The 21107-nt window shown below is 72.3% G+C and carries 22 protein-coding genes and 1 pseudogene; 7 read left to right on the top strand and 16 right to left on the bottom strand.

Annotated elements, in window-relative coordinates; all coding sequences use genetic code 11:
* Window positions 1–5: 5 nt before the first annotated feature.
* Complete coding sequence (locus H4F70_RS09085; RefSeq protein WP_235681432.1) at window positions 6–923, top strand: alpha/beta hydrolase; 918 nt, start codon at window positions 6–8, stop codon at window positions 921–923.
* A gap of 7 nt (window positions 924–930) precedes the next feature.
* Here the strand turns inward: H4F70_RS09085 and H4F70_RS09080 are convergent, their stop codons facing one another.
* The 5 genes from H4F70_RS09080 to H4F70_RS09060 all read right to left on the bottom strand — a co-directional run bounded on the left by H4F70_RS09080 (window position 931) and on the right by H4F70_RS09060 (window position 5335).
* The gene (locus H4F70_RS09080; RefSeq protein ID WP_182359899.1) at window positions 931–1899 is read right to left on the bottom strand and encodes a glycine betaine ABC transporter substrate-binding protein; all 969 of its coding nucleotides are present in this window, start codon (window positions 1897–1899) and stop codon (window positions 931–933) included.
* Window positions 1896–3152, bottom strand: a complete 1257-nt coding sequence (locus H4F70_RS09075) for an NAD(P)-dependent malic enzyme (RefSeq protein ID WP_235681431.1) — start codon at window positions 3150–3152, stop codon at window positions 1896–1898. The genes H4F70_RS09080 and H4F70_RS09075 overlap by 4 nt, the downstream gene beginning before the upstream one ends.
* Window positions 3153–3241: 89 nt before the next feature.
* The gene (locus tag H4F70_RS20540) at window positions 3242–3739 is read right to left on the bottom strand and encodes a hypothetical protein (RefSeq protein WP_235681430.1); all 498 of its coding nucleotides are present in this window, start codon (window positions 3737–3739) and stop codon (window positions 3242–3244) included.
* The gene (locus tag H4F70_RS09065) at window positions 3740–4645 is read right to left on the bottom strand and encodes a PHP domain-containing protein (protein WP_182359898.1); all 906 of its coding nucleotides are present in this window, start codon (window positions 4643–4645) and stop codon (window positions 3740–3742) included.
* Window positions 4646–4702: 57 nt separating this feature from the next.
* Window positions 4703–5335, bottom strand: coding sequence for a suppressor of fused domain protein (locus H4F70_RS09060; protein WP_182359897.1), 633 nt, complete (start codon window positions 5333–5335; stop codon window positions 4703–4705).
* Between the two features lie 94 nt (window positions 5336–5429).
* Here H4F70_RS09060 and H4F70_RS09055 point away from each other — a divergent pair, with 94 nt between their 5' ends.
* On the top strand, window positions 5430–6800 hold the full coding sequence (locus H4F70_RS09055; protein ID WP_182359896.1) for a dipeptidase: 1371 nt from the start codon (window positions 5430–5432) through the stop codon (window positions 6798–6800).
* A 153-nt stretch (window positions 6801–6953) separates the two neighbouring features.
* On the opposite strand, the gene H4F70_RS09050 is transcribed toward H4F70_RS09055, so the two are convergent.
* Window positions 6954–7328: a hypothetical protein gene (locus H4F70_RS09050; protein WP_235681429.1), complete on the bottom strand. Its 375-nt coding sequence runs from the start codon at window positions 7326–7328 to the stop codon at window positions 6954–6956.
* A 104-nt stretch (window positions 7329–7432) separates the two neighbouring features.
* Window positions 7433–7936: a YflT domain-containing protein gene (locus H4F70_RS09045; RefSeq protein WP_158726749.1), complete on the bottom strand. Its 504-nt coding sequence runs from the start codon at window positions 7934–7936 to the stop codon at window positions 7433–7435.
* A 71-nt stretch (window positions 7937–8007) separates the two neighbouring features.
* On the opposite strand from H4F70_RS09045, the gene H4F70_RS09040 reads away from it, so the two are divergent.
* The 4 genes from H4F70_RS09040 (at window position 8008) to H4F70_RS09025 (ending at window position 12725) form a co-directional block, all read left to right on the top strand.
* Window positions 8008–9393 carry a magnesium transporter MgtE N-terminal domain-containing protein gene (locus H4F70_RS09040; protein ID WP_182348152.1) on the top strand — a complete coding sequence of 462 codons (1386 nt, stop codon included), beginning with the start codon at window positions 8008–8010 and terminating at the stop codon, window positions 9391–9393.
* The gene (locus H4F70_RS09035; RefSeq protein WP_182359895.1) at window positions 9386–9985 is read left to right on the top strand and encodes a DUF1003 domain-containing protein; all 600 of its coding nucleotides are present in this window, start codon (window positions 9386–9388) and stop codon (window positions 9983–9985) included. The genes H4F70_RS09040 and H4F70_RS09035 overlap by 8 nt, the downstream gene beginning before the upstream one ends.
* A gap of 232 nt (window positions 9986–10217) precedes the next feature.
* Window positions 10218–11405 (top strand): lytic transglycosylase domain-containing protein, encoded by a 1188-nt coding sequence (locus H4F70_RS09030; protein WP_182359894.1) that lies wholly within the window; start codon window positions 10218–10220, stop codon window positions 11403–11405.
* Between the two features lie 186 nt (window positions 11406–11591).
* A complete protein-coding gene (locus tag H4F70_RS09025) occupies window positions 11592–12725 on the top strand; it encodes an Mrp/NBP35 family ATP-binding protein (protein WP_182359893.1) in 1134 nt (377 codons plus the stop codon).
* A gap of 268 nt (window positions 12726–12993) precedes the next feature.
* Here the strand turns inward: H4F70_RS09025 and tatB are convergent.
* The 4 genes and pseudogenes from tatB to sigE all read right to left on the bottom strand — a co-directional run.
* Window positions 12994–13371: pseudogene (gene tatB, locus H4F70_RS20535) on the bottom strand (Sec-independent protein translocase protein TatB); the annotation flags it as partial.
* Window positions 13372–13487: 116 nt separating this feature from the next.
* Window positions 13488–15074, bottom strand: coding sequence for a trypsin-like peptidase domain-containing protein (locus tag H4F70_RS09015; RefSeq protein ID WP_372497576.1), 1587 nt, complete (start codon window positions 15072–15074; stop codon window positions 13488–13490).
* A 242-nt stretch (window positions 15075–15316) separates the two neighbouring features.
* Window positions 15317–15679 carry an anti-sigma factor gene (locus H4F70_RS20910; protein ID WP_182348156.1) on the bottom strand — a complete coding sequence of 121 codons (363 nt, stop codon included), beginning with the start codon at window positions 15677–15679 and terminating at the stop codon, window positions 15317–15319.
* A gap of 104 nt (window positions 15680–15783) precedes the next feature.
* A complete protein-coding gene (gene sigE, locus H4F70_RS09010) occupies window positions 15784–16467 on the bottom strand; it encodes an RNA polymerase sigma factor SigE (RefSeq protein ID WP_182359890.1) in 684 nt (227 codons plus the stop codon).
* 243 nt (window positions 16468–16710) lie between these two features.
* Between sigE and H4F70_RS09005 the strand changes: the two genes are divergently transcribed.
* Window positions 16711–17454 carry an O-methyltransferase gene (locus tag H4F70_RS09005; RefSeq protein ID WP_372497575.1) on the top strand — a complete coding sequence of 248 codons (744 nt, stop codon included), beginning with the start codon at window positions 16711–16713 and terminating at the stop codon, window positions 17452–17454.
* Between the two features lie 64 nt (window positions 17455–17518).
* Here the strand turns inward: H4F70_RS09005 and H4F70_RS09000 are convergent, their stop codons facing one another.
* The 5 genes from H4F70_RS09000 to folP form a co-directional block, all read right to left on the bottom strand.
* A complete protein-coding gene (locus H4F70_RS09000; RefSeq protein WP_182359889.1) occupies window positions 17519–18451 on the bottom strand; it encodes a methyltransferase domain-containing protein in 933 nt (310 codons plus the stop codon).
* A 171-nt stretch (window positions 18452–18622) separates the two neighbouring features.
* Window positions 18623–18790 (bottom strand): DUF3117 domain-containing protein, encoded by a 168-nt coding sequence (locus tag H4F70_RS08995; protein ID WP_143907731.1) that lies wholly within the window; start codon window positions 18788–18790, stop codon window positions 18623–18625.
* A gap of 85 nt (window positions 18791–18875) precedes the next feature.
* Window positions 18876–19289: a DivIVA domain-containing protein gene (locus H4F70_RS08990; RefSeq protein WP_182348159.1), complete on the bottom strand. Its 414-nt coding sequence runs from the start codon at window positions 19287–19289 to the stop codon at window positions 18876–18878.
* Window positions 19283–20242 (bottom strand): glucosyl-3-phosphoglycerate synthase, encoded by a 960-nt coding sequence (locus H4F70_RS08985; protein ID WP_182359888.1) that lies wholly within the window; start codon window positions 20240–20242, stop codon window positions 19283–19285. The genes H4F70_RS08990 and H4F70_RS08985 overlap by 7 nt, the downstream gene beginning before the upstream one ends.
* Window positions 20239–21051 (bottom strand): dihydropteroate synthase, encoded by an 813-nt coding sequence (gene folP, locus H4F70_RS08980; RefSeq protein ID WP_182360288.1) that lies wholly within the window; start codon window positions 21049–21051, stop codon window positions 20239–20241. The genes H4F70_RS08985 and folP overlap by 4 nt, the downstream gene beginning before the upstream one ends.
* Between the last annotated feature and the right edge of the window lie 56 nt (window positions 21052–21107).

Here is a 21107-nt window from a genome sequence, read left to right as displayed (position 1 = left end):
CCACCGTGCCCGCGTTCACGCTGCCGCCGCGCCTGGTCGAAACCGCGCTGCGGCCCGTCTACCGGACGATCCTCAACGACCGCATGCCGCTGGCCGGGCAGCGCCGCCTGCTCGATTTCGCATCCGTCGTGCAGCCGGTGGTCCGCGGCGTGCGCCGCGACGCGATGGACCTCGGAGGCCGTCCGGCGGAACGGTTCACCGCAGTCCCTCCGGCCGGCGGCGGCACAGCCCCGGCCGACACCGCCGCCGTGCTTTACCTGCACGGCGGCGGCTTCGTCACCGGATCACCGCGGACGCACCGTCCGCTCACCGCACGGCTGGCACGGGACACCGGTGCCGCCGTTTACTCCCTCGACTACCGCCTGGCACCGGAGCACCCGTACCCGGCGGCGGTCGACGACGCCGAGGCCGCGTTCGCCGACCTGGCACGGCAGTACGGCGACGACACGGCGTCCATCGCGGTGGCCGGGGACTCGGCCGGCGGAGGCATAGCCGCGGCACTCACGCGCCGACTACTGGACCGGGGCGATCGCCCCGCCGCGCTCGTGCTCATCGCACCCGCGGTGGACCCCGGGGCCGACCCGGCGATGATGACGGAGGACGCCGTGCTGCGACGCGGTTGGATACGTTTCGCCTGCGACGCCTACCGCGGCGCGGCACCGGCGGGCGACCCGGGGTTCGCTCCCCTGCACGCCGACACCCGCGGATTCCCGCCCACCTACGTGCAGGTGGGCGCCCGGGAGATGCTGCACGACCATGCCGCGCGGTATGTCAGGTCGCTGCGGGAGAACGGGGTCGACGTCACCTTCGACGTCTCGCCCGTCCTGTGGCATGTGGCCCAGTTGCAGTCGGGCCTGGTCCGTCAGGCCGCCGAATCGGTGGACGCGATCGCCGCGTTCCTCCGCGACCGGCTTCCTGTCTGACGGACGCTCACACGCCGTGCTGGGCGCGCCACTCGCCCACCACGTCCGCCACCGACAGTCCGTCGACCTCGACCCGACGCACCATGGCGGCCAGGTCGTCGGTGGTCAGCTCGCCGGCGACATTGTTGAGCGCCTCCACCTGACGGTCGCCCAGGCTCGCCGTGCGGTACATCGGAATGATGTTCCCGGCGGGCAGCGAGTCCCGGTCGTCCTCCAAGGCGGTGAAACCGTCCATCGACGCCGCCGGCGACAGCGTCGTCACGCCGCCGACGTCCGACAGCCCCTGCGTGACCGCGTCCGCCGCGTCGGCGGGGGTCCCGACGACGTCCACCGCGGCGAACGTGCACCCGTAGGACTCCGCCAGCGCGGCGCGCAGCTGCGCATCCGAGACGAGCCCGGCCGCCAAGCTCGCATTCGCGTCCGCACAGTGCGCCGCAAGGTCGGACACGTTGTGCAGATCCCATTTCCGGGCGGTGCCGTCGTCGACGATCAACGTCTGACCGCGTTCGGCCAGGGCCGCGTCCGATACGCGGAGGTACTGCGGCAACGCCCGGCTCAGCGCCTCCTCGACCGCGCTCACCGCGCCCGGTTCGTCCGACGTGGCCGCGGTGTCGCCGCCGGCCTTCTGCGCGTCGGGCGCCGTGCCCGGGGTGTCCTGCATGTTCGAGCGCTGGAAGAACGCGAGCAGCGAGGCGGTGTCGTCCGGGACGACGCTGATCCGCCCGGATTCGAGAGCCCGCACGTAGTCGAACCTGTCGCCCACGCCGAGATCGGTCGACACACCGATACCGGTGCCGCGCAGGGCCTCCGCATAGATGGTGGCGACGATACGGCTCTCCGCCGAGACGCCCGAACCCACCACGACCTGGGTGGACGAGTATTCCTGTTCCAACGCCGTGGTAGACCTGCACCCCGTCAACGCCACTGCCGCCGTCACCACCGCCGCGGCGGCCGCAGCGGACCTGCGATACCTCACCCCGCAGCGCCGCCCTTCCGCACTGCGGCGACCACCGGATCCTGCAGCGGCCGGGTGGCCACGCCGTCGGCCTCCGCCGCCGTCGCCACGGCGCGTGCGACCGCCGGCGCCACCCGCGGATCCAACGCCGAGGGAACGATGTGCTCCGGCGCCAGGTCGTCGCCGACGAGGTCCACCAGCGCGTGCGCCGCGGCGACCTTCATGTTCTCGGTGATCTCGGTGGCACCGACGTCCAGCGCGCCGCGGAACACGCCCGGGAACGCCAGCACGTTGTTGATCTGGTTGGGGAAGTCGCTGCGGCCGGTGGCCACGACCGCCGCATACTTGTGGGCGACGTCGGGGTGCACCTCCGGGTCGGGGTTGGACAGCGCGAAGATGATCGCTTCCGGCGCCATCGTGGCGACAAGCTCCTCGGGAACGGTGCCGGTGGACACCCCCAGGTAGACGTCGGCGCCGTCGAGCGCCTCCGCGACGCCGCCGGTGCGCCCCGCGGCATTGGTGCGGGCCGCGAGATCCGCCTTGCTCTCGGACAGGTCGGTGCGGTCCGCGGAGATGATGCCGCGCGAATCGAGCACGGTGAGATCCCGCACCCCGATGGCGAGCAGGATGTTGGCGCAGGCGACACCGGCCGCGCCGGCGCCGGAGATGACCACGCGCAGACCGGCCAGGTCGCGCTGCACGGCTTTGGACGCCGCCGTGAGCGCCGCCAGCACAACGATGGCGGTGCCGTGCTGGTCGTCGTGCATCACAGGGCAATCGAGCGCCTCGATGACGCGCCGCTCGATCTCGAAGCAGCGCGGCGCCGAAATATCCTCCAGGTTGACTGCGCCGAAGCTCATGCGCATCCGCACGAGGGTCTCGACGATCTCGTCCGGGTCCTGCGTGTCGAGCACGATCGGGATCGCATCGAGCCCAGCGAATGACTTGAACAGCGCGGCCTTGCCCTCCATGACCGGCAGCGACGCGCGCGGGCCGATGTCCCCCAGCCCCAGTACCGCGGTGCCGTCCGAGACCACCGCCACCAGGCGTTCGGTCCAGGTGAACCGCCGCGCCAGCGTGTCGTCTTCCGCGATGGCCCGGCTCACCTGGGCCACCCCCGGCGTGTAGGCGATCGACAGCGCCCGCTGGTTGTCGAGTGCCGTGGTGGTCTCCACCGACAGCTTGCCGCCGACATGCCCGTCGAAGATCTCCTCCGAGGTCAACGCGGAGAGCGTCTGCTGGTGCGCGTGGACAGCATCGAATTCAGTGGACACGTACTCTCCTGCGTGTTCGCTGCAGGCCGGTTCACCCGGCCCACCCGGGCCTGTTACCCGCACAACACTACAGCCGCCGTTTTCGCGGATCAGCCCCACCATTGCGTCCACAGGACGGCACCCGTCACACAGAACACCACCAGGGAACCCGCCGCGGCCGCGACCCCGCGGCGGCGGTCCGCGAACCGCTGGGCGAACAGGGCGACGGCGCTCGAGACCAGATGCACGATCAGCGACTCATCGCCGGGCCCCGGAATGCCGCGCCTGCCGCCCAGGATGGACACGACGATGATCCCGACGGTGAGCAGCACCAGCCCGGCGACGACCGAGCCGCTGAGCGCGCGCAGCGCCCGCACCGCCCGGCCGGGCTCCACCGTGGCACCGATCGCCGCGCCCGACCGGCGATAGGCGCCGTCCTCACATCCGGCATCAGCCCGTCCGTCGTAGGCGTACCCGCGATCGTCGGCCCCATTACCCGGAACCCCAGGATCCTGAGTGCTGCACTCCCGGAGCCCATGATCCCGGTAGTCGTCACCGGGGCGTTCCACCGCGCCGCCGGTACCCCAGTCCGCCTTCCCCCGCGCCACCTACGCCCCCTCGTCCGCCGACGCGCGCCGGGTGCCCACCACGTCGATTCCGTTCGCCCGCTGCACCAGCGCAGCATACTGATCGGGTGCGGTGAGCTCCGCGCCCAGCCGTACCGTCTTGTTCGCGCCGTGGAAGTCCGACGAGCCCGTCACCACCAGACCCGCGCGCGTGGCCAGATCCCGCAGGCACGCCCGGTCATCCGCGTCATGGTCGAGATGGTCGGCCTCGACGCCTGCCAGGCCGGACTCCGCGAGTTCCACGATCTGGGCCATGTCCATGAGCGCCCCGCGGCTGCGCGCACGCGGGTGGGCGATGACGGTGACGCCGCCGGCGGCTGTCACCGCACGCACCGCGTCCTCGACAGGCGTGTCACGCTTGCGCTCGTAATACGGCGAATCCTTGCTCAGCGGGCCGGCGAACGCCGCCTGCATCGACTCCGCGGCCCCGTGATCGACCAGAACCCGCGCCAAGTGCGGACGCCCCGGCACGCGCCCCGGGTCGGCGAACAGTGCGTCCACGTCCACGGGGAGGCCGTCCGCCGCCATCCGCTCCGCCATCACGCGCAGGCGGCGCGCACGCTCACCCCGCAGACGCTCGGTTTCCGCGACGATGGCCGGATCCTCCGGATCGAACAGGTAGCACAGCAGATGCACCGAGACCCGCCCGTCCTTTTCGGTCCGGGCCGGCTCCGCCCGCGCCTCGCACGACCACTCCATCCCCCGCACCAGCGACAGCGGGCGCGGGGCGGAGAGCGCAGCCTCCGTCGCGTCCGCCCACCCGGCCGTGGTGTCGTGGTCGGTGATCGCGACGACGTCCAGCCCGGCGGCCACGGCCTCGTCGACGAGGGCGCGCGGCGCGGTGGTGCCGTCGGATGCGGTGGTGTGGGCATGCAGGTCGATTCGCACGGTGTCCAGTCTGTCAGCGCCGGCGCCCTCGCGCCGCGTGCGGGAACGCACGCCCGGTCAGAGGGCGACGGCGCGGCGGCCCGGATCGCGCGGATCGACCTGCGCCTCGGCCCACGCCGCACGCAGCTCGTCCGCACCCCGGACACGGACCCAGGCCGCCTCGGTGGCGGTGATGGGCACCGCCTCGAGGAACCGCACGGGATCGCGCGGCGGCGCCAAAGTGAGATCCGGCATATCCGATTCGCCGAGCAGCACCGCGCTGAAGGCGCACCCCCGCCACATCGGCTCGGCCAGGTCGATGATCCCGTCCGGGGCCAACACGACGCCTTCCACCGCGGGCGCCGCCGCCAGGACCGCCACCGAGCGGTGCAGTCCTTCGGGAACGCCGCCGCCCGTGGGGCGCAGCGCGACGACGATCTCGGCGCGCGGACCGCGCTGCGGGTCTGCAACCATCTCCGTCGGATCCGCCATCGGCGCGCGCGAGCACCCGACGGAGACGAGGTGCAGCAGCGTGTCCCCGTCTCCCGCGGCGGGCCTGCCCGGTCCGGGACCGGCCGCCACGAAGGCCTGCACGACGATCGGTTCGAGCCCCAGGAACGTCACCGACGCGGCCCCCGCGGGCGGCCCGCCGAACTGCTGTACAAGATGCGCCTCGACTTGCTCGATCACGTTGTCCACCACGCCCGCCATCTAACCGGACGGACCGCAGGCGGTGATGGCACAGTGGTCGACGGCGGCCTGATTCCGTTCGGGAGCCGCGCACACCACCGAGGGGAATCGCACCATGACAGAGCCGGCATCCGCAGACATCGAGGCGTTGCGCGCGCGGGTGCGCAGGCTCATGCCCCAGGCCCGCACGGACCTGGCGGACCTGGTCGCGATACCCACCCTGGCCGACGCCCGCCAGGTCGACCCGCGGGAGTGCCTGCGCGGCGCACAGTGGGCACGGGACGCGTTCGCCGCCGCAGGGATCCCCCAAATCGACCTCGTCGAGACCGCCGACGGCTCGGTCGCCGTCGTGGGCCACCGCCCGCCGGCGCCGGGCATGCCGACGGTGCTCCTCTACAGCCATTACGACATACAGCCGGCCGGCGATCATGCCGCGTGGAGCTCGGACCCGTTCACCCTGACCGAGCGCGACGGCCGCTGGTACGGGCGCGGCGCCGCCGACTGCAAGGGCAACCTCGTCATGCACCTCACGGCGCTGCGGGCGCTCGGCGACGACGGCCTCGGGGGCGTCGGCGTGCGAGTGATCGCCGAGGGCTCCGAAGAGATGGGCACCGGTGGCCTGGAGCAGCTCGTGGTCGAACGCCCCGAGCTGTTCGCGGCCGACCTGATCATCATCGCCGATTCCGGCAACGTGGCGGCGGGGCGGCCCACACTGACGACCAGCCTGCGCGGCAATGCCAACGTGGACGTGCACGTGGAGACGCTCGTCGGCGAGGTGCACTCGGGCATGTTCGGCGGGCCTGCACCCGACGCGCTGGCCGCGCTCATCGCGATGCTCGCGAGCCTCCGCGACGCGCACGGCGACACGACCGTCGACGGCCTCGACACCTCCGGCACCTGGCGGGGCGCCGCCTACCCGGAAGACCGGTTCCGCGGCGATGCCGGCGTTCTCGAGGGCGTCGCCGTCGTCGGCAGCGGGGCCATCGCCGATTCGGTGTGGGCGCGCCCCACCGCGACCGTGCTCGGGATCGACTGTCCCCCGGTCGTCGGTTCCGCCGCCGCCGTGCAGCCGCACGCGTCGGCCCGCATCAATCTGCGGGTTCCGCCGGGAATGGACCCTGGCGCGGCCCAGGACGCGCTGGTGGCGCACCTGCATGCGCACGCCCCCTGGGGCGCGCGGGTGCGGGTCGAACGCGAGACTGTGGGTCGGCCGTTCCCCGCGCACACCGACGGCCCCGGCTATGCGGCACTGGCGGACGCGCTGCGCGCGGCCTTCGGCGCGGATGCCGAGTACAGCGGGCAGGGCGGCGCGATCCCCCTGTGCACCGCCCTTGCCGAGCAGCACCCGGAGGCCGAGATCGCGCTGTTCGGCGTGGAGGAGCCGCTGTGCAACATCCACGCACCGGACGAGAGCGTCGACCCCGGGGAGATCGAACGGTGCGCGCTGGCGGAGGCCCTGCTGCTCCGGAGATTGGGGCGGGGCTGAGACGCCGGCCGCGCGCTCCCCGCACACCCCGTGCACGGCGACGCCGCCCATCACATACGCGACACCCCCGCGCCGCACTGCGACACGGGGGCGGAGGTGCGAGCACCTACTGGTCAACGCCGGATGCGAGGTTTCCCGAAAACGCGATTCCCGTCAGCGGTACAGGTTCCGAGTGACAAAATCACGAATGCTCACGTAACCGGCCCTCCGTTCTCCGGGCATGCTGATCGGCAGACGACCGACGTTCTCCCGCATTTCGTTCGCAGAGAACACGTACTTTCCGAACTGCCCCAGCACCTGCACGTCGGGAAAACGCGCACGAAGCTCCGCGACGATTCGGCGCCCTTCGTCATACCAATCGAAAGCGCTGATGCCCGGGGCCCAGCGTGGTCTTCTCTCGAAGTCCTCGTACTCCTCGGCCAGGCACTCCTGAAAGCAGTCCGTCCACGCGAGGATCTCGTCGCCGAGTGCATCGTCGATCCCGATGTCACCAGGGAGAACATACGGCCGGTCCGATTGCCGGAGCACAAGCTCCTTCGAGGGCCACAGCGAACTGGGATGTCCGTACTCAGGGAGAACCCGGATCACGCGTCCCGGAGGCGGATCGTCACCGCCGGAGTCCATAGCCGCACTCACAGCCCCAGCCGTGCCAGGATGTCGCGTCCCTCCTCGGCGCGGCTGGGATCGCACAGCACGTCATACCGTCCCGCGACGAGCTGCATCGTGGAGGCGAAGTCCCGTTGGCCGCGCGAGGCCGCGTACGGCACCGACGTCGAGATCAGCCCGAAGATGACGCCGCCGACGAGGCCGAGCAGCAGCGGGCCCAGGAATCCGCCGGTGACGATCCCGAGCAGCAACCCGAAGAACACGCCCAGCCACGCCCCGGAGACCAGGCCGCCGGCGAGCACCTTCGCCCACGTCAACCGGCCCAGCACGCGCTCGACCTGCATGAGGTCGACGCCGACGATCGTCACCTTCTCCACCGGGAACTGGCTGTCGGCGAGGTGGTCGACGGCGCGTTGTGCATCGGCATAAGTGGTGTAGGAGGCGATCGGCCACCCGGTGGGCGGGGTCGGCAGCCCGCGGCCGCGCTGCGGTCCTCCCGGCACGGACCCGCCCGGCATTGAATTGGTCATACTCCAAGCCTTACAGCCCCGGCCGGTGTGGGCAAGCGACGGATCCGGCACCCACGCTTTAGCCTTGCCTCATGGCTCCGGTGAACAAGATGTACGCGGCCCGGCTCGCGGGACTGCTGGTCCTGGGCCCGGACGGCGAGTCCATCGGCAGGGTGCGCGACCTCGTCATCGCCCTGCGGCTCGGGCGCCAGCCCCCGCGTGTGCTCGGGCTCGTGATCGAGCTCGCCACCCGGCGCCGCATTTTCGTGCCGATGCTCCGCGTCACCGCCGTCGAACCCACGTCGATCACCTTGACCACCGGCACGGTCTCGCTGCGCAGGTTCACCCGACGCCCCACCGAGACGCTCGTTTTCGGCGAGGTCCTCGACTCGCGCGTGCGCGTGACCGATCCGGAGCTCGACGACCTCGCCGACGGCGACTCGGTGGTGGTGGATCTGGGGCTGGAGCGCACCCGCTCGCGTGACTGGGTGGTGGGCCGCGTCGCGGTGCGCAAGCGGCGCACCCGGCTCGGCCGCCGCTCCGCGATCCGGGTGACCGACTGGAAGTACGTCGACGGCCTCGACCAGTACGCGCTGACGCTGCCCGGTCAGGGCGCCACCGAGCTGCTCACCCAGTTCGAGGGCATGCGGCCCGCGGATCTGGCCATCGCGATGCGCGAGCTGCCGGACAAGCGGCGCCACGAGCTGGCCGCCGCCCTGGACGACGAGCGACTGGCGGACGTCGTCCAGGAGCTGCCCACCGATGATCAGACCGATCTGCTCACCCACTTGGGTGAAAGTCGCGCGGTGGACGTGCTCGAGGCGATGGACCCCGACGATGCGGCGGACCTGCTGGGCGTGCTGGCCGAGCCGGAGGCCGAGTCGTTCCTGCAGCTGATGGACCCGGAGGACTCCGCGCCCGTGCGCCGCCTGCTGGAGCATTCGCCGGACACCGCGGGCGGGCTCATGACCCCGAAGCCTGTGGTGCTGACGCCGGACACCACCGTCGCCGAGGCGCTGGCCCGCCTCCGCCATCCCGACCTGACCCCCGCCCTGTCCAGCATGGTGCTGGTCACCCGCCCGCCCACGGTGACGCCGACGGGGAGGTACATGGGCTGCGTGCACATGCAGGTGTTGTTGCGCGAGCCGCCGGCCGCGATGGTGGGCGGTGTCGTCGACAATGACCTGCCACGCCTGGATCCCGCCGACAGCCTCGCCCGGGTGACCCGCTATTTCGCGACCTACAATCTCGTCTGCGGGCCGGTCGTGGACGATGAGGGCCACCTGTTGGGGGCGGTCAGCGTCGACGATCTCCTCGACCACCTGCTGCCCGACGACTGGCGTGAACGCGACGATGATCTGGTCGATGCCGAGATCGTGGTCGACGACCCCGCACCGGAGCGTGCACGGCTCCGCGGTGGCGCCGTCGGCGCCGCGCCGGACGGCCGACCGCCCGAGGGAGGGGCCGACGATGCCTGATGCCCGCACGCGCCGCGCCACCGGGTCGCAGCGCCTCGACACGCCGCGAGACCGGCGGCGGCTCCACCTGCACGTCGACCCGGAGGCCGCGGGCAGGGTCAGCGAGCAGATCGCGCGGTTCTTCGGAACCGTCCGCTATCTGGCCATTCAGACGATCGTGGTCGTCGTGTGGATCATCCTCAACGTCGCCGCCGTCAAGCTGCGCTGGGACCCGTATCCGTTCATCCTGCTCAATCTGGCGTTCTCCACCCAGGCCGCCTACGCCGCACCGCTGATCCTGCTGGCGCAGAACAGGCAGGAGAACCGCGACCGCGTGTCCATGGAGGAGGACAGGGCCCGCGCGACGCAGACGAAGGCGGACACCGAGTTCCTGGCACGCGAGCTCGCCGCACTGCGGATCGCGGTCGGCGAGGTCGCCACCCGCGACTACCTGCGACGCGAGCTCGACGACATCCGTGAGCTCCTCGAGCAGACCGGCGCCGCCCGGCACGCGGCCGACGGGTCCGATGCCGCCCGCCGGCCGCACGACCCCGGTGCGGACACCGCATCGCACGTGCAGCACGCACCACTGGACCGTCCACGGGGCGGGTAACGCCTGCGCGTACACGGCACGATGGCACCAGTGTGATCATCGACACGTCCGCGCACTCCGCCTCCGTCCGCGATGCGCCGCCACGCGTTCGCGATTCACACTGCGGGCGTCCCGGACGTTCTGTAGCCTTGGTCACATTCGGGTCTCGGTCTGGATGGGGGTCGTGCAGTTGAGCGGTTCGTGGAGGGCGGCACTGAAACGCCGTCGGCGCACAGCATCATCACCGTCGGCAATGCCGCATCGCTGGCAGACACGAGCCGCGCTCATCGCCCTCCTCCCTCTGGGCCTTGCCGCGCTGGCCGCCGCCGGGCCCGGCACCGGCCTGCCCGGGTCGCACGCCTCCCCCGCCGAGCGGTCGATGCAGGTCCGCATCACCGCGCAAGAGGCCACCCGGCCCACGCCCGCGGGGGTCGTCGACTCCGCGCTGCGGCCCATTCCGAGCTACCGCACCGCCCCCGCGCCGGCCGCGTCGGTTCCGACCGCGGGCGGCGACGCGCCCGTCAATCCCGCGGCGCTCGTCGGCGACGTGGTGCAGTACGCCCCCGGCCCCTTGGGCATCCCCGGCATCATGCTCAACGCCTACAAGCACGCCGCAGATCTCATGGCGCAGGTCCAGCCCTCCTGCGGGTTGCCGTGGTACCTGCTGGCGGGCATCGGCAAGATCGAATCCGGCCACGCTTCCGGAGGCGCGGCGGACTCCCGGGGCAACACGACGACCAAGATCCTCGGGCCGGTGCTCGACGGGCACCTGGCCGGGAACGCCGTCATCACGGACACGGACGGCGGGGCACTCGACGGCCATGCCTCCTACGACCGGGCGGTGGGGCCGATGCAGTTCATGCCCGGCACGTGGAACCACTACGGCGCCGACGGGAACAACGACGGCGCCGCGGACCCCAACAACGTCTACGACGCGACCTTCGCCGCCGGCCGCCTCCTGTGCGCGTCCGGGGCGAACCTCGCCGACCCCGAAGCGACGACGGGCGCCATCCTCACCTACAACCATTCGATGGCCTACGTGAAGAACGTGCAGGCCTGGGCGCATGCCTACGCCACCGGCGCCTACCCCACGCCCAGCGAACTGCCGCCGATCTCGCCGGACGACAAGGCCATCGACGCGCCGGACGGCGCGGACCCGGCGCCCACCCCCGAAGTTCTCCCGGATCCGCCCGCGCCCGCCGAGGCACCGGAGCCGGAGACCCTCCCCGGCACCGATATCCCCGCCACGACGGTCGAGGTACCGGGGTTGCCTCCGGTGCAGTTGCCCAAGATCGAACTGCCCAAGATCGAGCTGCCGTGCCTGTTCAACTGCCCGCCGCCTCCCCCCGCCCCGGAGCCTGCACCTCCGGCCACCGACGAGGGGGCGCCCGGCGCCGCACCCGCGCCAGGGCAGCCCGCCCCCGCCCCGCCGGCTCCCTGAGTCCGGCACCGGCGGACACGGCGCGGGGCCCGACACCGGCTTTTTCGCGGTGTATGTTCGCGCAAAAGGAACATTCGTTCAAGTGACGGCGCGAGGGCCTTCCGCCGCATCCCGACAGGTGACCTGGATTGCAACCGGGCGGCGGGATTGCCCGTGGCGGCGTCACTCGTCCTATGATCGGAAGCGATGACCGAGCTCACCGAATCCGCAGTCCGCGCGGCGCTGGCCCGCGTCGACGATCCGGAGATCCGCAAGCCCATCACCGAACTGGGGATGGTCCGCAACATCGATATCGCCGACGACGGCACCGTCGACATCGGCATCTACCTCACGGTTGCCGGATGCCCCATGCGCAGCGAGATCAGCGACCGCGTCACCCGCGCCGCCGCCGACGTGCCGGGGGTGGCCGCGGTGCGCGTGGAGCTCGACGTGATGAGCGACGAGCAGCGCACCGAGCTCCGCCGGAGCCTGCGGGGCGACTCCGCCGACCCGGTGATCCCGTTCGCACAGCCCGGTTCGATGACGCGCGTGTACGCCGTCGCCTCCGGCAAGGGCGGCGTCGGCAAGTCCAGCGTCACCGTCAACCTCGCCGCGTCGATGGCCGCCCGCGGTCTGTCCGTCGGCGTGCTCGACGCGGACATCTACGGCCATTCCGTGCCGCGCATGATGGGCACCGACGCCCGCCCCACCCAGGTGGAGAAGATGATCATGCCGCCCATCTCCCACGATGTGCGGCTGATCTCGATCGCGATGTTCACCAACAACAACGCGCCGGTGGTCTGGCGCGGCCCCATGCTGCACCGTGCGCTGCAGCAGTTCCTCGCCGACGTCTTCTGGGGCGACCTCGACGTGCTCCTGCTGGACCTCCCCCCGGGCACCGGCGATATCGCCATCTCGGTGGCCCAGCTGATCCCCGGTGCGGAGATCCTCGTGGTGACCACGCCGCAGCAGGCTGCCGCCGAGGTGGCCGAGCGTGCGGGGGCGATCGCCCTGCAGACGCGTCAGCGCATCACCGGCGTCATCGAGAACATGTCGTGGCTCGAGTTGCCGGACGGCACCCGGATGGAGGTCTTCGGCGCCGGGGGCGGCAAGGCCGTCGCCGCCAACTTGACGCGCGCCATGGGCGCCGACGTGCCGCTGCTGGGGCAGGTGCCGCTGGATACTGCGGTGCGCGAGGCCGGTGACGAGGGCACGCCGATCGTGCTGTCCGGACCGGACACGCCGGCCGGGGCGGCCCTGAACGCCATCGCGGAGAAACTGAGCGTGCGCAAGCGCGGGCTTGCGGGAATGTCGTTGAGCATCGACCCCGCAGGACGCTGACCGGCAGGATGTGCGACACGAAGACCCCCACGCCCGCGCGTGGGGGTCTCGTCGTCGCTCGGCGGCCGCCAGCTGCGGCTGATCGGCCGTCGTGGTGCGGTCAGGTGGCGTCCACGTCGTAGACGGCGGGCCCGCCCCGCGCCGTCGGCGGCGTTGCGCCCCGGGAGTCCGTTCGTGGTGCGGAATGCCCGTCCCCGTCGATTCCGCCGCCGTGCACAGCACCACCGTGCCCGCCGTGCGACGGGGCCGCCCCGTCGCCGGCACCACCGGTCCCAGCACCGCCATCCGCCCCCGCGGCACCATTGATGCCCATAGCCCCGTTGCGTGTCCTCCGCGCGCCGTCGTCCTCGGTGTTGAACTCACCGGTGAACAGCGAGTCATCGCCGTCGAGCAGGTGCTTGGTGATGGCGGCGCGCGGCGTCATGCCGCGCAGCTGCTGCAGCTCCGAGAGCGGCTTGCGCAGATCCTCGAACTCCGGCCCCAGCTCTTCACGGAGCTGGGTCTGCGCACCGGTGGCGTACGAGCGGACCTGCTTGACCGTGCGCGCCAGCCAGGACATGGCGCCGGGCAGCCGCTCGGGGCCCAGGATGACGAGACCGGCGATCACGATGATCACCATCTCAGCCCAACCGATATTGCCGAACACACGCTCAGAGTACGTGGTCGCGCGCGGGCGCGCCGCGTCGACACCGGATCGGCCCGCCGTGGCGCGCCCTGGCCGCCGCGATGACTCTGCGGCCGGCGGTACCGCCCTTCGCCCGATCAGTCGCTTTGGGGGGTGACATCGACGGTGACGGAGTGACCGTCGCGCACCAGGGTGACCGTGGCCGGCTTGCCGATCGTCAGCTCGTGCACGGCCACCGTCAGCTCATCGGAGCCGGCGATGGTCCGATCCCCCACCTTGACGATCACATCGCCTTCGAGGATCCCCGCCTTCTGCGCCGGGCTGTCGGCCTGCACGTTGGCCACCTCGGCGCCGGTGACCCGGTCGTTGGACACCGTGCGGGCGTTGACGCCGATCTCCGGGTGGTGCATGACACCGTTCCGGATCAACTCCTGCGCCACCTCCGCCACCGTGTTCACCGGGATCGCGAACCCGAGCCCGATCGACCCGCTGCTGTCCGCGCCGAGCGTGCGGATCGCGGTATTGATGCCGATGACCTTCCCCTCGACGTCCACCAGGGGACCGCCGGAGTTGCCCGGATTGATCGCCGCATCCGTCTGGATGGCGTCGATGACCGCGTCGGTGTCGGTGCCGTCACCGGAGAGCGGCACGGGACGGTCCAACGCGCTCACGATGCCTTCGGTGACGGTCCTGTTGAGCCCCAACGGCGATCCGACCGCGACCACGTCGGCGCCCACCTGGATCTTGTCCGAATCGCCCAGCCGGGCGACGGTCAGATCGTCGACGTCGTCGACCTTGACGACGGCCAGGTCGGTCTTCGTGTCACGGCCGACGATGCGGGCCGGAACGGACTGCCCGTCGGAGAAGACCACTTGCAGTTCGGTGTTCTCCGGCTCGGTGGCGGCCTTGGAGATCACGTGGTTGTTGGTCACGATGTAGCCGCCGCCGTCGATCACCACGCCCGAGCCCGAACCGACCGCCTGGGGCGAGGTCACCTGGATCGACACGACGGACGGGACGACCGCCGACGCGATGGCCACAGTCCTGTTCGCCGGCGGATCCGTGTTCTCGTCCTCTGGCTGCACCAGCTGCACCGACGAGCTGGTGAGCGAACTCGACACTTCGGCCGTGTAGCGGCCGATGAGCCCGCCGAGCACCCCGATGGCGAGCGCGATAACGCCGATGACGGCCAGTGCACGCGGCGCCACCCGACCGCCGAGGAGCACGTCCCGCACCCCCATCCGGTCCGCAGCGGCCTGCGGCGTGCCGCGGCCGTCGGGGCTCGGCGTCTCCGCGTGCGCAGCGGACGCGGGGTCGCGCCACGGGTCGGCCCGCCGCGGGGGTGCGCCCGGCGCGTCCGCCCCCGCTGCGGCGGCGGGATCCCGCTGCACTCCGTCGTGCTCGCCGGGCGGACGGCCGTACGCCTCGGCGAGAACCGGGTCGACCGGGCGTGCGGACGTGTGCGGCGCGTCTCCGGCGCGCGGCGGCGCCCCCAGCGCGGCGGCGCCGTCCGGCCGGCTGAAGGCCTGCTGCTGTTCCGGTCCCACCTCGGGTTTGCGCAATGGCGACGGTCGCAACCTGCCGTTCGCCGGCACGTCGAAGCCCGTCGGTGCGGCACCGTCGGATCGCCCTGTGCGCGCAGCGCCACCGGCCTGCACCCCCTCACCGGTGCGCACGTCATCGTCCGTCCCCGGCGTGGAGTCGCCTTCCGATTCGCTGTTCACCTGCGTCCCCTCCGGCACTCCGGCCGTCGATGTCCCCGTCGTTTCGAACCCGGTCCGTACCGCTTCCGGCACCCGCGACGTCGCCGCAGGCAGTGGCCGGCACGCCCTACCAGGACGCGCGCCGCCCGCCGTGCGGACTGCAGCCCACAGTATTGGCCATCGCCCGCGGACGCACCGCACCGGGCGCGTGCACCGGAGCGGGAGCCGGCCCGGCCCGCCGCCGCCACTCCGTCGGCGCGGGCTCAGAAGAAGCGACGCCTGCGCTGCGTCGGTCCGCCGCGCTGCGGGCGGCCGTGCTGCCCATCGTCGAAGGACGGTACGGCCTTCTGCGGGATGGATCGCAGGTCCACCAGGAGATTCTCCGGCAGCCGCGGCACCGCGGACGACTGCAGCGCCGCGCGGGCATGCGCCTGCGCGTCCACTTCCGCCGCGCACAGCGGACATTCCGCGATATGCCCCGATGCCCGCAGATGGGCACTCATCCGCAGTTCGCCGTCCACATAGGCCGCCACCGCCTCCGTGGCCAGGTGACCGGTGTCGCCGGCTCCGGCTCCGAGGGAGAACTGCGAGCCGGAGGGACGTCCACGCCATGCCGAGTCGAACATCCGCCGTCCCTTTCCGCCGTCGATACCGCCGCCGCCCGCCGGACCACCACCGTCCGCGGGGCCGACACCGGTCCTGCGGGTGCCGGTTCCATGCGCCCCTCGGCTCACCGCGCTGCGCCGCCTTCCACGCCCTGCTGCGCTGCGGCGTCGGCCGCGGCGAGGTGCTCACGAATGGCCTGCCGGCCGCGGTGGATCCTGCTTCGCACCGTACCCAATTTGACGCCGAGCGTGGCCGCGATCTCCTCGTAGGACAACCCCTCCACATCACAGAGCACCACCGCCGCACGGAACTCGGGCGCCAGCGAGGCCAGGGCCCGCTGCAGGTCCGGAGCCAGGCGCGAGTCGTGGTAGATCTGCTCCGGATCCGGCCGATCGGACGGCACCCGGTCGTAGTCCTCGGGCAGCGCTTCCATCCTGATCCGGTTGCGCCGGCGGACCATGTCCAGGAAGAGATTGGTCGTGATCCGGTGCAGCCATCCCTCGAAAGTCCCGGCTCGATAGCTCGACAGCGAACGGAAGACGCGAATGAACGTCTCCTGCGTGAGATCCTCGGCGTCGTGCACATTCCCGGAGAGCCGGTAGGCGAGCCGATAGACCCGGTCGGCGTGCTGCCGGACCAGCTCGTCCCAGCTCGGCATGGCCGCCGGGTCGCCCGTCGCGTCGAACACCGCCGTGCCGTGATCGGCCTCCGGCTCCGGGGCGGGAGTCCCCGCCGTGTCCGGGACGGCCGCAGGCTCCACTGTGCCGGTCGTCGCGGCTCGCTGCACGCTGTCGCCTCCTGTCGCCATGGCGTCCTGCGGTTGCGCACCACTGTCGAGCGCAGTCCTCGCTTCCGTCACAACACCCCTGCCCCTCGTTTTGTTCCGGCGTCCCACCGGTTCCGGCGTTCCCGAGCAACGACACGCGTACACCCGCGACCAGAATCCGGGCCGCCGGGAGATGCCTCCGCGTATGAGACAACTCTCCCGCCCCGGCGTGTGTCCACGCTGGGAGCAACCTGAGGTTCTGCTGAGAATCGCGGCGCGCCCGGCATGCGCACCCCGCCGTGCGCCTCCCCGCGCCGCGATACGCTCACTGGCGTGACCGAAGACGACCGCACCGTGGACTCCGCCGCATCCTCCTCCGCCGCCGCGTTCGCGGGCGACCGCATGACCGCCCGCGCCGCCGGCGCCGCCGCACCGGTTCCGGACCCCGCGGCGCTGGCCGACGCGCATGAGCGCGCTGCCGACCTGGGGGTGGACGCGGTATCCGACGCCGTCGGCGCGGCCTTGGCGATGTTCTCCCGCATGGCCGACGCCCGCACCGCGGTCGAGGTGGGCACCGGCGCCGGTGTCAGTGCGCAGTGGCTGCTCAGCGGCATGCGCCACGACGGGGTGCTCACGACCATCGACATCGAACCGGAGCACCAGCGCACCGCCCGCACCGCCCTGTCCGCCGCGGGGATCGCCTCCGCGCGCACGCGGCTGATCGGCGGCCGTGGCCTCGAGGTGTTGCCGCGGCTGGCGGACGACGCGTACGAGATGATGTTCGTCGACTGCGGCGGCACAGACCACGCCCGGTATCTGGCCGAGGCCGTCCGCCTCCTGCGTCCGGGCGGCGTGGTCGTGATGCACGGTCTCATCGAGGCCGGCAGCCCCGCCGCGCTCGACACTGCGAATCGGAGCCCGGCCGCCGTCGACGCCCGCGAGGCGCTGCGCACCGCGGCGGAGCACGATCTGCTGCTGCCGTCGTTGCTGCCGCTGGGCGGCGGCCTGCTCTGCGCCGCCCGCATGTGACGCTCCCGCCTCCGTGAGCCGGCCCCGCGCCGGACGGGTCCGTGCGCGGGGCGCGCCGTCGCCGCTACCCCGGCGCAGGGACGCAAGCCCCCGGGGCGCTCCGCCGGAACACGCGTACGGCGACGGCACCGGACACCGTCAGCCCCGCGGGCAGCCGTGCGATCCGCGATCGCACCTCGGCACTGTCGAGGTGACGCGCGGACGGGCCCATTCCGACGATGGCCGCCATCTGTTCGGGCGTCGGGCGCATCGCCCAGCGGACGGTGTCCGCCCGCACCTCGTCGAAGCCGCTCAACGCCCCGGCCAGTCGTTCGTTCTTGCGTTCGTCCACGCGCAGCAGTCCGATGCCGTCGACGAGTTCCGCAAGGTGACCGGGCTCGGGCGCCACCACCATGACCGCGCCGCCCGGCGCGAGCACCCGGCGGTAGGCGGCCGCGTTGCGCGGGGCGAACACCGACATGATGAGGTCGGCGGCGCCATCCGCCATCGGCAGCTCCGCCCACGCGTCACCGAGGAGCGCCGCGACGCGCGGATGCGCCCGGGCGGCCGCGCGCACCGCCGCCTTCGACGCGTCGATTCCGATTCCCCGCGCGCGAACCGACGCGCCGGCCTGCTCCAGCACACCAGCGAGGTAGGTCCCCGTCCCACAGCCCAGGTCCACCGCGGTGGGGACGCGCGAACCCGTAGCCGCCGCCACCGCGGACAGCACATCCGCGCCCGCGGCGGCGACCGCTCGCAGCAGCGGGTCGTACAACCCCGATGCCAGCACGGCGCCGCGCGCGCCGACCATCTCCGCGTCGTCCCCGTGGAACTTGAGGGGGCGGGCGAGCAGACTCGCGTAGCCCTGCCGCGCGCGGTCGAACGTGTGCGCCGCCCCGCACCGCACCGCCAGCCGGTCCGCCGCTACCGTGCCGCCGCACACCGGGCACCGGAGCAGGTCCGCCACCCCGGCGAGCGGATCCGCGACGGCGTCCCCCGCCGCATCAGCTTCGGACATCCGCACCGTCACCTCCGCTCATGCCGTCCGGATCTCCGCGCCGCCCACGCGCATCCGGCGGCTCCTGTCATGAGACAACCCCGCCGGACCGGGTCCGGCGGGGTTGTCGGAACGAACACGATCGATCGATGGCGCACGACCGATCAATACTGTCGCGCCACGACGCGGCCGTCAGCCGGTGACGCCGCGGAGCTCCTCACCCAGCGCGGCGGCCTCATCCGGGGTGAGCTCGACGACCAGGCGGCCTCCGCCTTCGAGCGGGACCCGCATGACTATTCCGCGTCCCTCTTTGGCCGCTTCGAGGGGACCGTCCCCGGTCCGGGGCTTCATGGCCGCCATCGTGTGCTCCCTCCAGATGTGCTCGGGCCGATGTGCCGGCCCGTGACCGCATGTGTGTTGCGCGGCAGGTGAGTGCCGACGGCGACTATTCTTCCCTATCGCCGTCCGCCGCCCCACACCGCCCCGGACCCTCGTCCGGGTCGGCCGGGACCGCCGGAACCGCCTGCGCACCGCCTCCGCGGGTGCCCGTCTCGGCCTCCGTATGCACCCCCAGGGCCCCGTCCTGCGCAGCGACGACGGCCCGCAACCGCTCGACCTCGTTGGCGAGGCGTTGCAATGCCCAATCCACCTCGGACGCCTTGTATCCCCGGAACGCCTGCTGGAACCGCAATGCGCGCACGTCGTCGCCGTCGATCGCGTGGTCTGGCAACCAGGCGGGCGATCCCCCGGGCGGAAGTGGTGCCGCCTCCTCGCCGCGGCCGAACACCAGTGCGGCAACGACGAACAGCAGCCCGGCCACCAGCGCGATGAGCACCACGTACAGGATCGCGGTCAGCATCCGCCCGCCCCTCCGCCGGCATCGCCGGTCCCCGAGCGGCCTGCGGCGGTCAGGTTTCGCAGCGGCGGCCTGTCGTCCAGCGCGAGGTCCGCCGTGCGCGGCACGAACGCGCCGTCCTGCGCGAAGTACTGCGTCAGCGGCACGCCGGAATCGTCGATCCCGCAGCGCCGGAGCATCGTTCCGATTATCTGGCGGCTCATCACTCCCAGTTCCATGAGGTCGCGGTTGCGGTGCTTGCGTACGGCCAGGTTCACCTGTGCCAGGCCGCCCGCGCCGTAGCGGCGGTAGGTGTCCAGAAGCAGTCCGATCTCCACGCCGTACCCGGGGGCGAACGGGACGGCTTCGAGAAGTTCGCGGGTGGCCGCGTACTCCCCGCCCAGCGGCTGCAGGACTGCGGCGAGGTCCGGGCGCAGCGCCGCCAGCATCGGCCGCGCCACCAGCTCGGTCACGCGCCCGCCGCCGCGCGGGTCCTCGCTCTCGTTGATCCGCAGCGGCCGCCGGTAGAACCCCTTGACGTGGTGGATCCCCTCCGCGGTGAGCAGGGGGCCGACGAGGTTCGGCACGTACCGCGGGTCGGGTTCGATGAGGTCCGAGTCGATGAAGACGACCACGTCCCCCCTCGTCGCCGCCACCGCGCGCCACAGCGCCTCGCCCTTGCCCGGCACCGGCGGCACCTGCGGGATCGCCTCCTCGCGGCTGACCACGCGGGCGCCCGCCTCCCGCGCGCGCTGCGCCGTCCGGTCCCGGGATCCCGAGTCGAGCACCACCAGGTCGTCCACGAGCCCGCCCACCAGCGGCAGGATCGACTCCACCACGCCGGCCACCGTGGCCTCCTCGTCGAGCGCCGGCAGCACCACGGACACGGTCCGGCCGTTCTTCGCCGCGACGAGTTCGGGCACCGTCCAGGCCGGTTCGTGCCAGGTGCGCACCGTCCCCCGGCCGTCCGCGCTCACGCGAGCCCCCGCACGGTGCGGGCGGGCGCGCGGGTGCCCGCGATGGAGGCGACCATCTCCAGGGTGCGGCGGGTGGCCGCCACCTCGTGCACCCGGAAGACCCGGGCGCCCGCGGCCGCGGCCAGGGCCGTGGCCGCGAGCGTGCCCTCGATCCTCTCGCTCAGCTCGGCGCCGAGCGTCTCGCCGACGAAATCCTTGTTGCTCAACGCCATCAGCACCGGGAACCCGGTCGCCACCAGAGCGTCTGCGTGACGCAGCAGCGCCAGCCCGTGGTAGGTGTTCTTGCCGAAGTCGTGCGTCGGGTCGATGAGCACGCCGTCACGGCGCACCCCGGCGGCCACCGCACGGTGCGCCGCCGCCGTCACCTCCGCCACCACATCGGCGACGACGTCGTCGTAGCGCACCCGGTGCGGGCGGGTACGCGGAACCGCACCGCCGGTGTGCGAGCAGACCAGTCCGGCGCCCGTTTCCGCGGCGACCCCGGCGAGCGTCGCATCCGCGCCGGCCCACGTGTCGTTGATCAGATCGGCGCCTGCCTCGCGCGCATGCCTCGCCACGGTGCCACGCCAGGTGTCGATGCTGATCAGCTGGTCCGGAAAGTGCCGCCGCACCCAGTCGACGAACGGCACCACGCGCCGGATCTCCTCCGCCTCGTCCACCTCGTCGCCCGGGCCCGCCTTGACACCGCCGATGTCGATGATGTCGGCGCCCTCGTCCACCGCGCGCGCCACCGCAGCCTGCGCGTCGCCGTCCTCGAATGCCGCGCCCTGGTCGTAGAACGAATCGGGCGTCCGATTGACGATCGCCATGATCAGTGCGCGGTCGGCGCGCACCGGGCGGCCGCACAGGGTTCCGGGCACGGCGG

Origin of the sequence: Tomitella gaofuii (assembly GCF_014126825.1) — a bacterium.
Lineage (GTDB): Bacteria > Actinomycetota > Actinomycetes > Mycobacteriales > Mycobacteriaceae > Tomitella > Tomitella gaofuii.
The sequence above is the reverse complement of the archived record's forward strand: the minus strand, read 5'-3'. Positions and strand labels throughout refer to the sequence as shown.